This is a genomic window from Acidimicrobiales bacterium (genome assembly GCA_035533095.1).
Lineage (GTDB): Bacteria > Actinomycetota > Acidimicrobiia > Acidimicrobiales > Palsa-688 > DATLUM01.
The window spans coordinates 29,500-47,719 of record DATLUM010000106.1 but is presented as its reverse complement, the minus strand read 5'-3'; the positions used below and the strand labels follow the sequence as shown (position 1 = coordinate 47,719).

At 66.6% G+C, this 18,220-nt stretch carries 16 protein-coding genes; 12 read left to right on the top strand and 4 right to left on the bottom strand.

Annotated features, from left to right (window positions below; translation table 11 throughout):
* Positions 1 to 52 precede the first annotated feature (52 nt).
* Positions 53 to 1,993: an ATP-dependent zinc metalloprotease FtsH gene (gene ftsH / locus VNF71_13435; protein HVA75555.1), complete on the bottom strand. Its 1,941-nt coding sequence runs from the start codon at positions 1,991 to 1,993 to the stop codon at positions 53 to 55.
* A gap of 61 nt (positions 1,994 to 2,054) precedes the next feature.
* Here ftsH and VNF71_13430 point away from each other — a divergent pair, with 61 nt between their 5' ends.
* The 7 genes from VNF71_13430 to VNF71_13400 all read left to right on the top strand — a co-directional run bounded on the left by VNF71_13430 (position 2,055) and on the right by VNF71_13400 (position 9,433).
* Entirely contained in the window at positions 2,055 to 2,297 is a 243-nt protein-coding gene (locus VNF71_13430; protein HVA75554.1) for a DUF3499 family protein, read from the top strand.
* Positions 2,298 to 2,317: 20 nt separating this feature from the next.
* Positions 2,318 to 3,022, top strand: a complete 705-nt coding sequence (locus VNF71_13425) for a CPBP family intramembrane glutamic endopeptidase (GenBank protein ID HVA75553.1) — start codon at positions 2,318 to 2,320, stop codon at positions 3,020 to 3,022.
* 58 nt (positions 3,023 to 3,080) lie between these two features.
* Positions 3,081 to 3,248 carry a hypothetical protein gene (locus VNF71_13420; protein ID HVA75552.1) on the top strand — a complete coding sequence of 56 codons (168 nt, stop codon included), beginning with the start codon at positions 3,081 to 3,083 and terminating at the stop codon, positions 3,246 to 3,248.
* 94 nt (positions 3,249 to 3,342) lie between these two features.
* Complete coding sequence (locus VNF71_13415; protein ID HVA75551.1) at positions 3,343 to 7,125, top strand: phosphomannomutase/phosphoglucomutase; 3,783 nt, start codon at positions 3,343 to 3,345, stop codon at positions 7,123 to 7,125.
* Positions 7,126 to 7,179: 54 nt separating this feature from the next.
* On the top strand, positions 7,180 to 7,443 hold the full coding sequence (locus VNF71_13410) for a Trm112 family protein (protein ID HVA75550.1): 264 nt from the start codon (positions 7,180 to 7,182) through the stop codon (positions 7,441 to 7,443).
* Entirely contained in the window at positions 7,440 to 8,471 is a 1,032-nt protein-coding gene (locus tag VNF71_13405; GenBank protein ID HVA75549.1) for an SIS domain-containing protein, read from the top strand. Before VNF71_13410 ends, VNF71_13405 begins: the two co-directional genes overlap by 4 nt.
* A gap of 269 nt (positions 8,472 to 8,740) precedes the next feature.
* A complete protein-coding gene (locus VNF71_13400; protein ID HVA75548.1) occupies positions 8,741 to 9,433 on the top strand; it encodes a response regulator transcription factor in 693 nt (230 codons plus the stop codon).
* Here VNF71_13400 and VNF71_13395 read toward each other — a convergent pair.
* Complete coding sequence (locus VNF71_13395; protein HVA75547.1) at positions 9,384 to 10,892, bottom strand: DUF2079 domain-containing protein; 1,509 nt, start codon at positions 10,890 to 10,892, stop codon at positions 9,384 to 9,386. The two genes, VNF71_13400 and VNF71_13395, sit on opposite strands and share 50 nt — an antisense overlap.
* Positions 10,893 to 10,973: 81 nt before the next feature.
* Here VNF71_13395 and secA point away from each other — a divergent pair, with 81 nt between their 5' ends.
* From secA to VNF71_13375, 4 genes are all read left to right on the top strand, one after another.
* Positions 10,974 to 13,772 (top strand): preprotein translocase subunit SecA, encoded by a 2,799-nt coding sequence (secA, locus tag VNF71_13390; protein HVA75546.1) that lies wholly within the window; start codon positions 10,974 to 10,976, stop codon positions 13,770 to 13,772.
* Between the two features lie 15 nt (positions 13,773 to 13,787).
* The gene (gene prfB / locus VNF71_13385; protein HVA75545.1) at positions 13,788 to 14,912 is read left to right on the top strand and encodes a peptide chain release factor 2; all 1,125 of its coding nucleotides are present in this window, start codon (positions 13,788 to 13,790) and stop codon (positions 14,910 to 14,912) included.
* A gap of 79 nt (positions 14,913 to 14,991) precedes the next feature.
* Positions 14,992 to 15,678 carry a cell division ATP-binding protein FtsE gene (gene ftsE / locus VNF71_13380; protein HVA75544.1) on the top strand — a complete coding sequence of 229 codons (687 nt, stop codon included), beginning with the start codon at positions 14,992 to 14,994 and terminating at the stop codon, positions 15,676 to 15,678.
* A gap of 7 nt (positions 15,679 to 15,685) precedes the next feature.
* On the top strand, positions 15,686 to 16,573 hold the full coding sequence (locus tag VNF71_13375) for a permease-like cell division protein FtsX (GenBank protein ID HVA75543.1): 888 nt from the start codon (positions 15,686 to 15,688) through the stop codon (positions 16,571 to 16,573).
* Here the strand turns inward: VNF71_13375 and VNF71_13370 are convergent.
* Together VNF71_13370 and VNF71_13365 are read right to left on the bottom strand one after the other, a co-directional pair.
* Positions 16,570 to 17,370, bottom strand: coding sequence for an alpha/beta hydrolase (locus VNF71_13370; protein ID HVA75542.1), 801 nt, complete (start codon positions 17,368 to 17,370; stop codon positions 16,570 to 16,572). The genes VNF71_13375 and VNF71_13370 overlap by 4 nt on opposite strands.
* A 10-nt stretch (positions 17,371 to 17,380) precedes the next feature.
* Entirely contained in the window at positions 17,381 to 17,839 is a 459-nt protein-coding gene (locus tag VNF71_13365; protein ID HVA75541.1) for a globin, read from the bottom strand.
* Here VNF71_13365 and VNF71_13360 point away from each other — a divergent pair, their 5' ends adjacent.
* The gene (locus tag VNF71_13360; GenBank protein HVA75540.1) at positions 17,840 to 18,196 is read left to right on the top strand and encodes a DUF732 domain-containing protein; all 357 of its coding nucleotides are present in this window, start codon (positions 17,840 to 17,842) and stop codon (positions 18,194 to 18,196) included.
* The last annotated feature ends 24 nt before the right edge of the window (positions 18,197 to 18,220 follow it).

The following is an 18,220-nucleotide window of genomic DNA, read 5'->3' as shown; positions in this document are numbered from 1 at the left end:
GGTGGGGCCCCTGCCCCACGCCCGGCCGTGACACTGGCCGGGGCGAACCTCTTTAGGCGGATTCGCTCTCTGGCGCGCCGACGTCGGAGAAGCGCGGGACCACCGGAGCGCTGATGTCGTGCACGGGGCGCCCGAACGCGTCGTCGACGAGCCGCCCGACCTCGGAGCCGTCGATGGTCTCCTTCTCCAGCAGCGCAGCGGCGACCGCGGCCAAGCCGTGCCGGTGCTCCTGCAGGAGGCGAGTCGCACGCGACTCCTGCTCACGGAGAATGCGTTCCACTTCCTCGTCGATGACCCTGGACGTGACGTCGCTGTAGTCGCGGGCCGCGTGCATGAGGTCCTCGCCGAGGAAGACCTGGCCTTCCTGTCCCCAAGCCATCGGGCCGATCCGCTCGCTCATGCCGAACTCGCGGACCATCTTGCGGGCCATCTCGGTCGCGCGCTGCAGGTCGTTGGACGCCCCCGTCGAGAGGCTGCCGAGCACCAGCTGCTCGGCACAACGACCACCCATCATCACGCACATCGCGTCCTCGATGTACTCCCGCCAGTAGGTGTGGCGCTCCTCTATGGGCAGCTGCTGGGTTACCCCGAGCGCCATGCCAGTCGGGAGGATCGTGACCTTGTGCACCGGGTCGGCGTCGGGAAGCACGTACGCGAGCACCGCGTGGCCGCCCTCGTGGTAGGCGGTCGCTTCCTTTTCCTTGTCCGAAAGGACCGTCGACTCCCGCCGCTGGCCCATGAGCACGCGGTCGCGCGCCGCCTCGAAGTCCTGCATAGCGATCGACGACGCGCCCCGGCGCACCGCGTGGAGGGCCGCCTCGTTGACGAGGTTCGCCAGGTCGGCGCCGCTCATACCGGGCGTACCCCGTGCCACCACGTTCAGGTTGACGTCGGGGGCGATCCGCTTGTCCTTGCAGTGCACCTGCAGGATCGGGATGCGCTCCTCGAGGTCGGGGAGCGGCACGACGATCTGGCGGTCGAAACGACCCGGCCGCAACAGCGCGGGGTCCAGGATGTCCGGCCGGTTGGTCGCGGCCATCATCACCACGCCCTCCGTCGCCTCGAAGCCGTCCATCTCCGCGAGCATCTGGTTGAGGGTCTGCTCTCGCTCGTCGTGGCCGCCACCGAGGCCGGCGCCCCTCTTTCGTCCGATGGAGTCGATCTCGTCGATGAAGATGATCGCCGGGGCCTGCTTGCGAGCGGTCTGGAACAGGTCACGCACCCGCGATGCGCCCACCCCGACGAACATCTCCATGAAGTCGGAGCCGGTCACGGACAGGAACGGCACACCCGCCTCACCAGCGACCGCACGGGCGAGAAGCGTCTTGCCGGTCCCCGGAGGGCCGACGAGAAGGACGCCCTTGGGGACCTTCGCCCCGATCTCCTTGAACCGGTTGGCAGAGCGCAGGAAGTCGACGACCTCGCGGATCTCCAGTTTCACGCCCTCGTATCCGGCTACGTCGGCGAAGGTCGTGCGCGGTCGCTCCGTCGTGTACACCTTCGCTTTGGAACGCCCGATCGACATGATCCCGCTCATCTGACCCTGGGCGCGCCGTGACAACCAGACGAAGATGAGGATGATGATCGCCCCGTATATGAGGTAGGGGAGGATCGCGGCCCAGGAGCTCGTCGTGTTGTTGACCAGCTTCAGGTTCTTGATGTTCTGGGTGTAGGTCTCGAGCGCCTGGCCGTTCTGGTTGAGGTCGGGGCCTTGGACCGAGAACTGCTTCCCGGACTTGTTGGTGTAGGTGATCTTGCCGGTGTCCTTGTTGACCGTCGCTTGGGTCACTTGCCCGGCCTTCATCGCCGCGTAGAAGGCGCTGTAGTTCTGCGACGTGGAGCTGGTGTTGGTCCGCATGGACGACAGGACGACAGCGAGGATGACGATGGTCACCAGGACCACCGCTACCCAGCGCCAGTTACCGTTAGGCGTGTTCCCTCCGGGCAGGCCGGGTCCACCCCCCGGCCTCATGTCCCCAGGTTGCCTGCTCATGGGTCCATGCTAGGCGGGGCTATCACGGTTGCGTTGTCCCCACCGGGTTAGTCTGGCACCCATGGACCGCCGCCCCCTGTGCGCCCGGCCCGGCTGCCAGGGAACCACGGCAGCGTGGCTCACCTACGACTACTCCGCGCAGCGCGTGTGGCTCGACGACGTACCCGTGGAGGATGGCGGCGACCAGTGGGCGCTCTGTGCCGGCCACGCGGGAAGGCTGCGTGCCCCCCAGGGCTGGACGCAGGTGGACCGAAGGGTGACGCGGCCGTCTCGGTACGAACCCCCCACCTCGCTGGTGTCCTGAAGCACCTGAACCGGCCCGGGTTGGGCCACGGATGGGGCCTGCCCGAAGCCTTGATCGGATTCGGCCTCGGGTTGCTCATTTCCCTCGTCACGGCCGGCATCGCCGAATCCGCAACGGGATACCACCCGGACAGTTCGGCTGCGCTGCCCGTGGCGGTCATCGTCGCGAACGTCGCCGGACTGTGGGTCGGGCTAGCGGCGGCAGCCGTCTACGCCAGCCGGCGGCATGGGACCGCAAGCCTGTCGAGGGACTTCGGCTGGCGGGTCGGGACCTGGTGGGAGCTGCCCGCCGGCGCAGCGGTGGGTCTGGCCTGCCAGTACGGGCTGATACCGCTCCTCTACCTGCCGTTCGAGTCGTTCGATCACTCCCTCAGCCACCAGCTCAGCGAGCCGGTGAACCGCGACACCGGAGCGGCTCACACCGTCCCGGCTGTAGCCGTGCTCCTGGTCTTCCTTGCGATTGGAGCGCCCCTAATCGAGGAGCTCTTCTTCCGCGGCCTGCTTCTGCGGGCACTTCTCGGCCGCATGCCGGTCCCTTTCGCCATCATCGTGAGCTCGGTGCTCTTCGCTCTGGCGCACTTCGAAGCGGTCCAGCTGGCCGGCCTGGCCGCCTTCGGGGTCGTTCTCGCCTACATGGCCTGGAGATCGGGGAGGCTCGGCCTGTCGATCGGGGCACACATGGCGTTCAACGCCGCCGCCGTGCTGAGCGTGGTCTCGCTGCGTTGATGGACAGTTGATGTGCCGGGACTCAAGGGCAGCGTGACGCCGGTCGATACCCCGAGGGATGAAATGTCCCACCTGCCGCTCGCGCGAACTTGTCGTGATCGAGATCACGGTGAGCGGGGAGCCGATCCGGATGCACAGCTGCTCACACTGCGACCAGCGGTGGTGGCAGGGCATCGACGGCGCCCTCTCGCTGTCCAGCGTTCTGGACCTCGCCGCCGCCAGCTAGCGACCTTCCCTAACACGCGCGTCCTGTCGGCGCGGTCGCCGGTCCTGCCGGCTGACCCCAGCCGCGCCGCACGCGCGGGCAACATTGGTGCGGGATGACGGCGACCGGTACCACAACGGCGATCGAGCACGCCGGCGAGGACTATCCCGAGGTCATCCCGCCTGACCCACGCTGGCGGCGGGTATGGGAAAGGGTCCGCAAGCCCGAGGCGATCGTCGGCTTCCTCATCGTGGCGGCGTGCGTCGTGTTCGTCTGCAAGGAGCTGCAGCCGTCGCAACTGCTTCGCAACACGACACCCGCAGGCGGCGACATGGGGGCGCACGTCTGGCTACCGGATTTCGTCAAGCGCGCGCTCCTGCCGCACCTGCGCCTGACCGGATGGGCGCCGGACTGGTACGACGGTTTCCCGGCGCTGACCTTCTACTTCCCGGGTCCGATAGTCGCCATCGCGGTGCTGTCGTACGTCATCCCCTACAACATCGCCTTCAAGCTCGTCACCGTGGTCGGCTTGCTCACCCTGCCCATAGCGGCGTGGGCGTTCGGTCGGCTGGCGCGCATGCGCTACCCCGGCGCGGTGATCCTGGCCGTCGCCACTGTTCCGTTCATGTTCGGCCGGGAGTTCACCATCTACGGGGGCAACATCGCCTCGACCATGGCCGGGGAGTTCTGCTTCTCGATCTCGCTCTCCCTGGCGCTGCTCTTCCTTGGCCTCGTGATCAGGGGGCTGGAGACCGGACGGCACCGCGCGCTCGCAGCAGTGGTTCTCGCCGGCGTCGGGGTATGCCACATTCTCCCCCTGCTGTTCGCGGTGCTCGGCGCGATCGTCCTGACGCTCATGCGCTTCGACCGGCACCGGCTCAAGTGGATCCTTCCGGTGCTGGTCTCGGGCGGGGCGCTCATCGCCGTCTGGGCGCTGCCGTTCGAGCTGCGGCTGCCGTACGCCACCGACATGGGCTACGAGAAGGTCACCACCTACATGGCGACCTTGTTCCCGGCCAAGGACTTCTGGCTGTTCGCGCTCGCCGGCGTCGGCGCGTTGCTGTCCCTGCTCAGACGCAACCGGGTGGGCACCTTCCTGACGATCATGGCCGTCCTATCGGCGGTGATCTTCCGCGTCGCCCCTCAGTACCGCCTGTGGAACGCGCGCGTCCTGCCGTTCTGGTACGTCAGCCTGTACCTGCTCGCAGGTGTCGCCTTCCTCGAGGTTGGCCTGATCCTCGCCGAAGGAATCACCCAGGAACCTCGGGCGCGGCCCAACGCGACGATCCCGCTCGGCATGGTCACCCTCGTCCTCGCAATGGGGTGGGTCAACTACCCGCTGCACCAGATGCCGTTCGGCCACATGACCAGTTCGGGCAAGTACGACTGGCTAGGAATCCAGAGCTCCGACGCGTCCTTCGACCCGTCATGGGTGTACTGGAACTACTCCGGCTACCAGTCGCCGACGAAGGCGAGGGAGAAGGAGTACTTCGCTCTGGTCGACGAGATGAAGAAGCTGGGAAAAGACCCCGCTTACGGATGCGGGCGCGCCATGTGGGAGTACGAGCCCGAGCTCGACCAGATGGGCACGCCCGACGCGCTGATGCTGCTCCCGTACTGGACCCAGGGGTGCATCGGGTCCCAGGAGGGTCTGTACTACGAGTCGTCCGCTACGACGCCCTATCACTTCCTCAACGCGGCGGAACTCTCGGCTCACCCGTCGAACCCGGTACGCGGCCTGGACTACCCCGCCGCGCCCGATGTCGCAGAGGGCGTCCAGCATCTCCAGATGCTCGGCGTCAAGTACTTCATGGCCCTCACGCCCGAGGTGCAGACCCAAGCGGATCAGGACAGCGATCTCCAGCTCGTTGCGAGCGTCGGCCCGTTTCCCGTCTCCTACACGACCGGCAACCAGACCAACACCGAGATGCGCACCTGGAAGATCTACGAGGTCGCCAACTCCGACGAGGTGGCGCCGCTGCTCGACCAACCGGTCGTCATGACCGGGGTGTCCGGGGGAGGCAAGACCTGGCTGAAGGCGTCGGAAAGCTGGTACCTCGATCCGAACCGTTGGGACGTGCTCGAAGCAGCGTCCGGGCCAAAGAACTGGGCGCGTGTATCCCCGCAGGACACCTCCCCTCCGATCACGCCGCTCCCCAACGTGCAGGTATCCCATATCCGTCACACGAACGAGTCCATCTCGTTTGACGTCGACCAGACCGGTGTCCCGGTCCTGGTCAAGACCAGCTATTTTCCCAACTGGCGGGTGTCGGGCGGTCGGGGACCGTACCGGGTCACTCCCAACCTCATGGTCGTCATACCGACCGCCAACCGCGTGACGCTCAACTACGGGTACACGAGCCTGGACTGGTTGAGCCTCGCGATATCCATCCTCGGTCTCGCCGGCATCGTCGTCCTGTGGCGACTGCGCCCGGTGGTCTACCCCGTGCCCAGGCACTTCCTCGGGAGGGGGATGGCGTCCACCCTGGGCGCCCTGGGCACCAAGGCTAAGGTGCGGGGCCGCATGGCAGCGAGCGACCAGGCGATCCTCGACACGGTCTTCAAGGCCTACGACATCCGCGGCACAGTCCCCGATCAGATGAGCCCCGACCTCGCCCGAGCGGTCGGGGCCGCCTTCGCCAGATTCGCCGGTACCTCGCGGATCCTGGTGGCGCGTGACATGCGACCGTCAGGCGTGGAACTCGTAAGGGCGTTCGCCGACGGGGCGACGTCCGCCGGCACGGACGTCGTCGACCTGGGGCTCACTTCCACCGACGAGATGTACTTCGCCTCGGGCCGACTCGAAGCCCCGGGAGCCATGTTCACAGCGTCACACAATCCGGCCCACTACAACGGGATCAAGCTCTGCCTCGCCGGCGCCCGCCCGGTCGGAGTGGACACCGGGCTCCGAGAGATCAAGAACTACATCGTCAACGGCATCGCCGCCGACGAGCCGGTGCCCGACCCGGGTGCCGTCACGACGCGTGACGTCCTAACGGATTACGTGTCGAAGGTCCGTTCATTCGTCGATGTCACCGCCTTGAGACCGCTGCGCGTCGTGGCGGACACCGCGAACGGCATGGGTGGCCTCGTCGTACCGGCGGTCTTCGACGGCCTGCCTTTTTCCCTGGAGGTCCTGTTCGGCGAGCTCGACGGGACCTTCCCGAACCACCCGGCCGATCCGATCCAGCCCGAGAACCTGGTGGCACTCCAGCGGCGCATCCTCGAGACGCAGGCCGACGTCGGCCTCGCCTTCGACGGCGACGCCGACCGCTGCTTCCTCGTCGACGACAAGGGCCAGCCGGTCTCCGGCTCCACCACGACGGCGCTGGTCGCGGCCGCGATGCTGGAGAAGAGCCCCGGAGCCACGATCCTCCACAACCTCATCTGCTCAAAGGCGGTGGCCGAGATCATCCGCGAGCGGGGCGGCGTCCCGGTGCGCACCCGGGTGGGACACTCGTACATCAAGGCGGTCATGGCCGACACCGACGCCCTCTTCGGCGGCGAGCACTCGGGCCATTACTACTTCCGCGACAACTACCGGGCCGACTCCGGCACCATCGCCGCTCTGGTGGTACTCGAGGTGCTCAGCAAGACCGGCAGACCCCTATCCGAGTTGCGCCGCGATTTCGAGCGCTACGCCGCCTCCGGCGAGATCAACACCGAGGTCGACGACCCGGCCGGTGTCATTGAGTCCGTCGCCGAACACTTCTCAGGCGCCCGCCAGGACCGCCTCGACGGGCTGACGGTCGACCTCGGCGACTGGTGGTTCAACCTCCGCCCGTCGAACACCGAGCCGCTCCTACGCCTGAATCTCGAAGCCGCCGACACGGCGACGTGCCGGGCGCGCACCGAGGAAGTGCTCGGGTTGATCGGCGGGCAGCGGCCAACCCACTGAACCGGCTAGACCGTTACACCGAACCGCCCGAAAACTTCGACAAGGAGAGCCCCGTTGGCCCTCGACCCCCGGCTGCTCGAAATCCTCGCCTGCCCCAAGGACAAGGGCCCCCTGCTGTACTTCGAGAGCGAGGACTCCCTGTACAACCCCCGGCTCCGCCTGCGCTACCGCATCACCGAGGGCATCCCCGTGATGCTCATCGACGAGGCGGAGACCGTCGACGAAGCCGAGGACGAGCGTCTCACGGCGAAGGCCGCCGCCGAGGGGATCAAGCCCACCTTCGACGCCGCCCCGGCCTCCCATGAGGGTGGCTCGTGATCGTCGACTCCCTCGGGATGTTCGATCTCGCCGCCGGTATGCCCGAGCAGGTTCGCGACGCCGCCGCGAGGGGGCAGGGCCTCGACCGTCTCCCGTCGGCGGAGATGGTCGAGAAGGTGGTCATCATGGGGATGGGGGGCAGCGGCATGGCGGGAGAGGTCGTCGCCGCCGTCACGGCGTCGATGCTCCCGGTGCCCGTGATAGTCAGCAAGTCCTACGAATGCCCTGCCTACGTCGACAGCGGGACCCTCGTCTTCGCGATCTCAGCCTCGGGCGACACGGAGGAGACCGTCCAAGCAGCCACCGACGCGGCCGTAGCCGGCGCGCGGATGGTGGTCGTGACCGGCGGCGGTCAACTGGCCGAGCTGGCACACGGGTGGGACGTCCCGGTCATCGAGGTCCCGGCCAGCATCCCCCAGCCGCGGGCTGCCCTCGGGGCGATGGCCATCCCGCCGCTCGTCGTCCTCGAGGAGATCGGCCTCTATCGGGGTGCGCACCAGTGGATCGGGGACGCGGTCGACCAGCTGTCCCGGCGCAGGGACGCTCTCGTCGCCGGGGGGGAGTCCAGCGAGGCGGCCGAAGTGGCCCGGCGCATCGGGCGGACCATGGCGCTCGTCCACGGAGGGGGAGCCCTGGGCGCCGTGGCAGCCCAGCGGTGGAAGACCCAGATCAACGAGAATGCCAAGGCCCCCGCGTGGTGGGCCGTCCAGTCGGAGCTGTGCCACAACGAGATCTGCGGTTGGGGCCAGCACGGCGACGTCACCCGCCAGACGATCACCGGCGTGTTCTTGAGGCACGAGGTGGAGCATCCCCAGATCGGGCGTCGTTTCGAATTGGTTGGCGACATCATGCGAGAGGTCGTCGCGGACATCATCGAGGTGCGAGCGCAAGGCGACAGCGACCTGGCCCAGCTGCTCGACCTGATACTCGTCGGGGACTTCGTGTCCCTGTGGATGGCCGCCTTCGCCGGGATCGACCCCGGCCCGGTTCCGACCCTGGTGGAACTGAAGGAGCACCTGGGCGCGTAGGCCTGCGGGGCCGTGCGGGGTGCCCGGCCGGGTAATTTGAATGCGGACCTCAGCGGGTCTGTGGTTGAAAGTCGATGCCAGTCGCAGGCGAAACGACCCACGTAAGGCAGCTGACCGCTGCTGATCATGGTGCGGCTTAGGAGTAAGTCCCGGCCGCCGGCGGGGCCGCAGGGGCCCCGGGGTGTCCGGGCGAGTGTGGGGTCAAAGACCAGGTCAGCCGCTGAGGTCAACCCCTTACTAGTCGCTCTGGTCTACTACCGTCATGGTCAGTGAGCGAGCCGTCAGACGACGACGTCATCAGGGTTCTCATAGCCGACGACCAGGCTCTGTTCCGTCGCGGGCTGTACGTGGTCCTCGGTACCGAGGAGAACATCGAGGTCGTCGCCGAGGCCGAGGACGGCGAGCAGGCCATCGCCAAGGCGGAGGAGATGGCCCCGGACGTCGTGCTGATGGACGTGCGGATGCCCCGTGTCAACGGGATCGAGGCCGCGCGGCGAATCCGAGAGCTGCTTCCGTCGACGAAGATCCTCATGCTCACCGTGTCGGACGAGGAGGACGACCTCTACGAGGCGATCAAGGCCGGGGCGAACGGCTACCTGCTGAAGGAGATCTCGGTGGAGGAGGTGGCGACGGCGATACGGTCCGTCGTGCAGGGCCAGAGCCTCATCTCGCCGTCGATGGCGTCAAAGTTGCTCAACGAGTTCAACTCCCTCGCCCGGCAGGCCGCCGAGAAGAAGGAGCAGCTGCCGGCGCCGGTGCTGACCGCCCGCGAGCTCGAGGTGCTCAAGCTGGTCGCCCGCGGCATGAGCAACCGCGACGTGGCCGACGAGCTCTACATCTCCGAGAACACGGTGAAGAACCACGTGCGGAACATCCTCGAGAAGCTGCACCTGCACTCGCGCATGGAGGCGGTCATGTACGCCGTGCGCAAGAGGCTTCTCGACCCCCACACTGAGGAGTGAGCCCGGGCAGACGCTCGTACAGAGCGACCGAGCCGACCTGATAGACGATCCGGTACTGCGAAGCGATCCCGGCCAGCACGCGCGTGTCATCGGGAGTCAGTTCCGCGGGGTCCGTCGGCAGTAGCACGTACTGGATCTGGCCGGCGAAGGACAGCCGCTGTCCCTCCTGGTGGTAAAGACCCCAGTACTTCGCCGAGAACGGTGTCGGCCACATGTAGATCCGGGTGCGGTGGTCGATGTGGGCGACGTAGGGGTACCAGGCCGATACCACCGCGTCGGGCGGTAGGTGCGCTATCACCGCGTTGGCGTCGCGTACCGCAGGCGACGAGGTGCTCATGTGCGGATACGTGTTGAGGGAGAACGGCGCCAGGCCCCAGAACACGCAAGCGATCAAGGCGCACGCGGTGACGAAACCGGTGGCTGCTACACGAAGAGAGACGGGTCCGAGCCGGCTGATCGCGTACACCGTGCCGGCGACGAGGATCGGCACGAGCGGCATCGAGTAGTGGTATTGGATCTGGTGCATGTAGCCGAAGTCGGCCAGTTCGTTCTCGACGAAGGTCAAGAAGCCGATAGCGGCCACGGACGGGCCCAACAGGAACGCCCATCCGACCGACACCCCCATCTGCCAGAAATAGAAGAGCCGGCCCTGGCTGGTCAGGTAGTCGAAGACCTGCCTGGGTTTGGTGAAGATTGCGGAGAGAAAGCCCCCGACCCCGCCGAAGGGCACCCGGTCGGTGTGAATCGAACCGGCTCCGAGCAATGCACGTGTGAACACCTCGAACGAGAGCGCCGTCCACACGGCTGACCCCACCGCGATCGCCGACCCCCAGCGTCGGTCGCGACGAAGGAACACCCAGATGCCCAGCGGAACCATGAGCACGGCGGTGTCCTCCTTGCAGAGCACGCACCCGACAACCGAGACGGCGAGCAGCACCGGCTTCCACTCGACTGCCGCGTAGATGCCCATTGAGAGGAACAGGACGGTGAACGCCTCTACGTGGAACTGCTCCAGGTTTCCGTTCTGCAGCGCCGGGTTCAGCAGGTAGGCGGCTGCCAGCGCCGTCGCCATCCAGGTGTTGTCAAGACGGCGGCGGGCGAGCAGGTAGATCGGCACGGCCCCAGCGGCCAGCAGGCACGACTGCAACACCAGCAGGGCCTGGGTGTGGGGGTAGACCCAGTACAGCGGGACGACGAGCGCGAGGATCCACGAGTTGTGGTCGGCGAAGAGGTTGCGTCCCATGACGGTCACGAAGGGCGCGTGGAAGCGGCTGAGGAGCCAGATCCCCTGGTCGGGTATCGCCATGTCGAATGGCGGCGTGCCGAAGCCGTCGTGGACCGCCACGGACAGGAGCGAGAAACGGATCGCGTAGGCAGCGACCAGGACCGCCAACGGGAGGTGGGGGAGTACCCGCCTCCACTGCAGCGTGGCCACCGGAGCTGCGGCTACTGCCTCCACGACCGGAGGCTAGCGGTCGCACCCGCCCGAAGCCCGGCACGGGCCCCGGGCCCTAGGGGGCGCCGGTAGCATGGATGGCCCATGAGCGTGTTCTCGAAGATCCTGCGCGCCGGCGAGGGCAAGAAGGTCCGGGCGCTGCAGTCCCTGGTTCCCGACATCAACGCGCTAGAGGGCGGGATCAAGGCCCTGTCCGACGAGCAGTTGGCTCACAAGACCGTCGTGTTCAAGGAACGGCTGGCCAACGGCGAGGATCTCAACGACCTTCTCATAGAAGCCTTCGCCGCGGTCAGGGAGGCGGCCCGGCGCACGATCGGCCAGCGGCACTTCGACGTGCAGCTCATGGGTGGCGCCGCGCTGCACTTCGGCTGGATCGCCGAGATGAAGACCGGTGAAGGCAAGACGCTGGTATCCACCCTGCCCGTCTACCTCAACGCGCTGGCAGGCGAAGGCGTGCATGTCGTCACCGTCAACGACTACCTCGCCCGACGGGACGCCGAGTGGATGGGCCAGATCCACCGGTTCATGGGTCTCAACGTGGGGCGGGTGTCCCCGGATATCGACGACTGGCAGGCGAAGAAGGACGCCTACAGCTCGGACGTCACCTACGGGACCAATACCGAGTTCGGGTTCGACTACCTGCGCGACAACATGGCTCGCGCCCTCGAGCACATGGTGCAGAGGGGCCACCACTACGCCATCGTCGACGAGGTGGACTCGATCCTCATCGACGAGGCCCGTACCCCGCTGATCATCTCCGGGCCCTCGTCCGAATCAGCCCGGCTGTACTACCAGTTCGCCGGCGTCGCACGCTCCCTCAACGCGGGAGTCGACTACGAGGTCGACGAGGAGAAGCGCACGGTGGCGCCGACCGAGGAAGGCATCGAGAAGGTCGAGAAGGCCCTCGGCATCGACAACCTCTACGACCTCGTCTCATCCAACTACGTCCACCAGTTGACGCAGGCGCTCAAGGCGAAAGAGCTCTACAAGCGCGACAAGGACTACATCGTCGCTGATGGCGAGGTGAAGATCGTCGACGAGTTCACCGGCCGCGTCCTCGAAGGCCGGCGCTGGTCCGACGGGCTTCACCAGGCCGTCGAGGCCAAGGAGCGGGTGCAGATCAAAGAGGAGAACCACACCTGGGCGACGGTCACCCTCCAGAACTATTTCCGCCTCTACGAGAAGCTCGCCGGCATGACTGGCACAGCCGAGACCGAGGCGTCGGAGTTCGCCAGCACGTACAACCTGCCGGTCGTGCCGATCCCGACGAACATGCCGATGGTCCGCGCGGATCAGCAGGACCTCATCTACAAGACCGAGCAGGCCAAGTTCAACGCGGTGGTCGAGGACATCATCGAACGCTACGACGAGGGTCAACCGGTGCTCGTCGGCACGGCGTCGGTGGAGAAGTCCGAGGTCCTCTCCGACATGCTGACCAGGCGGGGGATCCCGCACCACGTCCTCAACGCCAAGCAGCATGCGCGTGAGGCTCAGGTCGTCGCCCAGGCAGGGCGGCTGCACGCGGTGACAGTGGCCACGAACATGGCGGGCCGCGGCGTCGACATCCTCCTCGGGGGGAACCCCGAGTTGCTGGCGGCGCAGGAAGTGCACGCGAGCGGGCTGGACCCCGAATCCGAGGAGGGCCAGCCCCGGTACCGCGAGCTCCTCACGAAGTACGAGGAAGAATGCGTCACCGAAGGCGACAAGATCCGTGAGCTCGGCGGGCTCTACGTCCTCGGGTCCGAGCGGCACGAGTCGCGCCGGATCGACAACCAGCTGCGCGGCCGCTCCGGCCGCCAGGGCGACCCCGGCGAAAGCAGGTTCTTCCTCTCTCTCGAGGACGAGCTGATGCGCTTGTTCGCGACCGGAGCGATGAACTGGGTGATGGGGCAGGCCCTACCGGAGGACGTACCCATCGAGTCGAAGATGGTGTCGCGCGCGATCGAGCGTGCGCAGAACACCGTCGAGGCGCGCAACGCCGAGATCCGCAAGGACGTTCTCAAGTACGACGAGGTGATGAACGAGCAGCGCAAGGTGATCTACGCCCGGCGCGCCCAGATCCTCGAGGGGGAGGACCTGAGGGCCCGGACGATAGACGTGCTCTCTTCGGCGATCGACAGCATCGTCACCGCGAACTGCGGGAACTCCGACTACCACGAAGACTGGAACCTCGACGGTCTCATCACCGAGGCGCGGCTGTACTTCCCGACCACGGCGACGAAGGAGCAGCTCGAAACCCTTCCGAGCGCCAACGACGTCTACGAAGTCCTGGCGGGCGAGGCGATCCGCTACTACGAGGTGCGCGAAGAGACGATGCCCGGTGGGGCGGACACGATGCGTGCTCTGGAGCGCGAGGTCATGCTCCAGCTGATCGACCAGAAGTGGCGGGAGCACCTATCGGAGATGGATTACCTGCGCGAGGGCATCGGGCTTCGTGCGATGGGTCAGCAGGACCCGCTGGTCGCCTGGCAGAAGGACGGCTACGAGATGTTCGGCCAGCTGATGGCCAGTATCGACGACGACTACGTCAAGATCGTCATGCATGCTCAGGTCCAGGTACTCGAGCAGGCACCGCCCGACGAGCAAGCGGCTCTGGCGGGCGCGCAGTACGAGGCGGCGGACGACCCCGTGCAGGGAACCAGCGCCATGTACCAGGCGGCGAGGAGCGGGCCGGCCCCCGGGGAGGAAGTGGTGTTCGCCCCCGATCCGCAGGCGACCAGCCACAACCCAGCCGCCGGCGCCGCGATGCAAACCACCGCTCCCGGGCCGTCTCCTGAGATCGAGAAACCTGTTGTCAAGGACTCGGCCTTCGAGCGGGCGGGGCGCAACGACCCGTGCCCGTGTGGCAGCGGCAAGAAGTTCAAGTTCTGCCACGGGCGCTGAAGGCTCGCTACCGGAATGCATGACTTCAAGGATGATCTTGCCGCGCAACGCCGCCGGCTCGACGAAGCGGCAACCTACCTGCACCTCGACGACCTGAGGACGCGTTTGGCCCAGCTCGAAGCCGAGCTCGGCCGCCCTGACCTCTGGGACGACACCGAGGTGGGGCAACGCGTCACGCGTGAATACGGACAGGTGAAGGGAGATGTAGAAATCCTCGACGGCCTCGGCAGGAAGCTGTCCGACGCGGAGACCCTCTACCAGCTCGGCGTCGAGGAGGACGACGATTCGGTGGAAGGGGAGCTCTCCCAGCTGATCTCCGGGGTGAGCAGGGAGCTCGACAGACTGGAGCTGCGCTCGCTGTTCGCCGGCGAGCACGACGAGTACGACGCCGTTTGCGAGGTCCACGCCAAGGACGGCGGCACAGACGCGCAGGACTGGGCGGAAATGCTCGTACGGATGTACGAGCGTTGGGCGGACCGGCGCGGCTTCGAGTTCGAGATAGAAGAGGTGAGCCCGGGCCAGGAAGCCGGGATCCTGTCCGCGAGTTTCATCATCAGAGGTCGCTACGCGAACGGCCTTCTCGCTTCGGAGCGCGGGGTCCACCGCCTCGTTCGCATCTCACCGTTCGACGCGCAGGCCCGTAGGCAGACGAGCTTCGCTTTGGTGAGCGTGGTGCCGTTCTTCGAGGACGTGTCCGGCGAAGTCGAGATCGACGACAAAGACCTCCGCATCGATACCTACCGCTCTTCTGGTGCAGGCGGCCAGCATGTGAACGTCACCGACTCCGCCGTTCGGATCACGCATCTTCCAACAGGAACTGTCGTGGCGGTGCAGAACGAGCGCTCACAGCATCAGAACAAGGCGAAGGCCATGCAGATCCTCGCGTCGAAGCTCGCCGAGCAGCAGCGCGAAGCGCGCCAGGCCGACCTCGATGCCCTAGCGGGCAAGAAGCCCCTCGTCGGTTGGGGTTCCCAGGTACGCAACTACGTGCTCGCGCCGTTCCAGTTGGTCAAGGACACCCGGACCGAATATGAGACCGGCAACGTCCAAGCGGTCCTCGAGGGGGACCTGGACCAGTTCATGGAGGCCTTCCTGCGCTGGAGGCGCGGGCGGGTCCTGGACCCGGCTGAAGACAGTTGATTCGCCCGGCCCACTACAATCACACGCCGGACTCCGACAGGGAGTGCTCCAAGGCGCTGCCCCACGTCTTTTCCCCCTCATGATCAAGTTCGAGAACGTCACGAAGGCCTACAAGGGCACAACTGTTGCGTTGAGAGACGTCAGCGTCGACATCCAGAAAGGCGAGTTCGTCTTCCTGGTCGGCCCTTCCGGTTCGGGCAAGTCGACCTTTCTGCGCCTCGTCACCAAGGAGGAGCAGGCCGAGCAGGGCCGCGTATGGGTCGCCGGCAAGGAGGTCGGTGCTCTCTCCTCCTGGAAGGTCCCCTACCTTCGGCGCAACATCGGCTGCGTCTTCCAGGACTTCCGCCTACTGCCGACCAAGAACGTGTACGAGAACGTCGCCTTCGCTCTCGAAGTGATCGGCCGGCCCCGGGCAGTGGTCCGCTCGCAGGTCCCCCAGATCCTCGACCTGGTCGGTCTCGGCAAGAAGCTCTCGAATCTCCCGCACGAGTTGTCCGGCGGTGAGCAGCAGCGTGTCGCGATCGCCCGGGCGTTCGTCAACCGCCCGCTGATCCTTCTCGCCGACGAGCCCACCGGGAACCTCGACCCCTCCACCACAGCCGGCATCATGCGACTCCTCGACCGGATCAACCGGACCGGCACAACTGTATTGATGGCGACTCACGACAACGGGATCGTCGACTCGATGCGCCGGCGGGTCATCGAGCTCGACCGCGGCACGGTCATCCGGGACCAGGCCCGCGGTGTCTACGGGATGGGGGCCTAGCACCCCCATGGCGATGTCCTCGGGTTATGTCGCGCGCGAAACCGCGGGCAACCTTCGCCGCAACCTGGTCATGACGATGTCGGCGATCTTGACGATGGCGGTTTCGCTGTCGGCACTCGGAGGCGTGTTGATCATGCGCCAGGCGATCAACAAGGCGTCGATCCAATGGCGCGGCGGCGTCGAAATGGCGATCTTCCTGCAGCCATCCGTGTCCACGAACGAGACCCAAGCCATCGCGCGAGAGCTCTCTACGACGCCTGGCGTCAAGAAGTACCACCTCGTCGACAAGGCTCAGGCCTACCAGGAGTTCAAGCAGATCTTCGGCAACAACAACGACATCGTCAGTGTGCTCGGTGTCAACGACATGCCGCCCTCCTACCGCGTCGTTCCCACCAAGGCTCAGAACATCGCCGAGTTGGGCAAGCAGTTCCAGGGCCAACCGGGCGTGCTCCAGATCTCCTACGCGAAGCAGGAGATCGACCAGTTGTTGAAGCAGTTTCGCCAGCTGCGCGCGCTCGGTCTGTTCCTCGCGATCGGAGTCATGATCGGCGCTGTCGCCCTGATCGTGAACACGATCCAACTGGCGATCTTCGCCCGCCGGCGTGAAGTAGCGGTGATGAAGCTGGTCGGCGCGACTAACTGGTTCATCCGGGTGCCGTTCATGCTCGAGGGCCTCATTCACGGCATCGCCGGCGGCATCATGGCGTTCGCGGTGACCTACGCGGTCCGCAACACCATCGCGTCCTTTGTCGGCAACGAGACGGTCCTCGGGACCCGCACCCTTTACGTCACGCCCCACGAGGCGATCTTCACGGGCGTGCTTCTGCTGGTGGTGGGGGCGGCCGTCGGCGTGTTCGGCTCCGCCTTCGCTATTCGGCGCTTCCTCGCTGTCTAACGGGCGCCTATCGCGCGCACCGCAGAGGCGATCTCCTCGGGGTGGTCGAACGGAAGCAGGTGATGGGCCCCCCGGACCAGCCTGAAGTCCGCCCCCGGAATGGAAGCAGCGAGCCGAGCGCCCACCGACGCCGGGACGACGTGGTCCGCTCCACCCGACAACACCACCGTGGGAGCATTGATCTTCGCGACGTCGCCTGCCAGCGTTCCCAACTCTTCCAGCAGATACCGCTGCTCTGAGGCAAAGGACCGCCAGACCAGCGCGCCGTTCAGAGCGCCCGTCGCGCCCGCCAGCGCCCGCACCGTGTCCCGGGCCGAACGCGGGAGCCGGCGCTCGGCCAGGTCCTGTACCCGTCTCATCCGGAGCACCCTGCTCGTCGTGCCCAGCGTCAATGAGCCCAGCACCTCGCCTACAAAAGGCACCGCCATCACCCTGTCTGCCCAGCCCACCGCCTCACCGGGTCGGACCGACGCCACCAGGACCAAGCCGCTGACCCGCTCGGGATACGAGATCGCGGCCGACAGCGCTACGCCGCCGGACCAGCTGTAACCGACGATCACGGCCGATTCGACTCCCTGGGTGTCGAGCAGGTCAACCACAGCGGAAGCGTTCGACCGGAACCCGAGTGCCCGGCCGCCCGTCGTCCCGTAGCCAGGTCGGTCCGGCACCAGCACGGTGTGGTCCGGCTCCAGGAGCGGTACCACCCGCCTCCAGTCGGCTCTCGAACCCGGCTGCCCGTGGAGCAGGACGACAGCGGGACCGTCGCCGTAGCGGTCGGTTGCGAGGCGCGACTCCACTAGGGCGCGCTCACGGTGACGGTCTGTTGGTCAGGGCGGCTGCGGCCGAGTTGAAGTACCCGATCATCTGGGCTTCGTCGAGCGGGCGCATCCCGGCGGCGCGTACCGCCTCGGTCATGTGCGTCAGCCAGGCGTCGCGCTCTGCAGGTCCGATCGCGAACGGGACGTGGCGCTGCCTCAACCTGGGCGCGCCGCGCGTCTCGTTGTAGGTCTCGGGCCCGCCCCAGTACTGGACGAGGAAGTCCCGTAAATGCACACGTGCACGTTCGAGACCCTCGGCGTCGTCCGGGTACAAGGGTCGCAGCACCTGGTCGGAAGCGACGGAGTCGTAGAACCGCCTCGTCAAGTCGTCGAAGAACTCGTGTCCTCCCACCCGGTCGTACATCGTCGGTGCTGCAGCCACCCAGCCAGCTTGGTCGATGATGCGTGTGCCGCGGTAGACGCTGGTGTCGTTCCTACACTCGTGCACGTGCGCGCCGCATCACTCAGGCACAGGCGGAGGCTCGCGGCAGCGCTTGTCGCCTTGGGGGCGGTCGCGGGAGCGGGCTGTGCGAGTGGGGTCCCCGACAGCGCGGCGGACCAGGCGTTTCTGGGGGCGGTGCACGTGCAGGCACCGGACATCGGCAGCTACCGCAGCGACGTAGCGCTCGTGCGCCTCGGGCATGCGGCGTGTGACGCGTTCAGGAGCGGCGCGTCCTACCAGGAACTGGCGGACAGGATGGTGCTGCTCGAGGGGAGCCACCCTCTTCCCTCGCAGGATCTAGGTGCTGTCATCTCGTCTGCTGCCGACAACTACTGCCCTCAGTACAGGTCCCGAGCGTCCTGAAGACGTTGGCAGAATTCCCTGAGC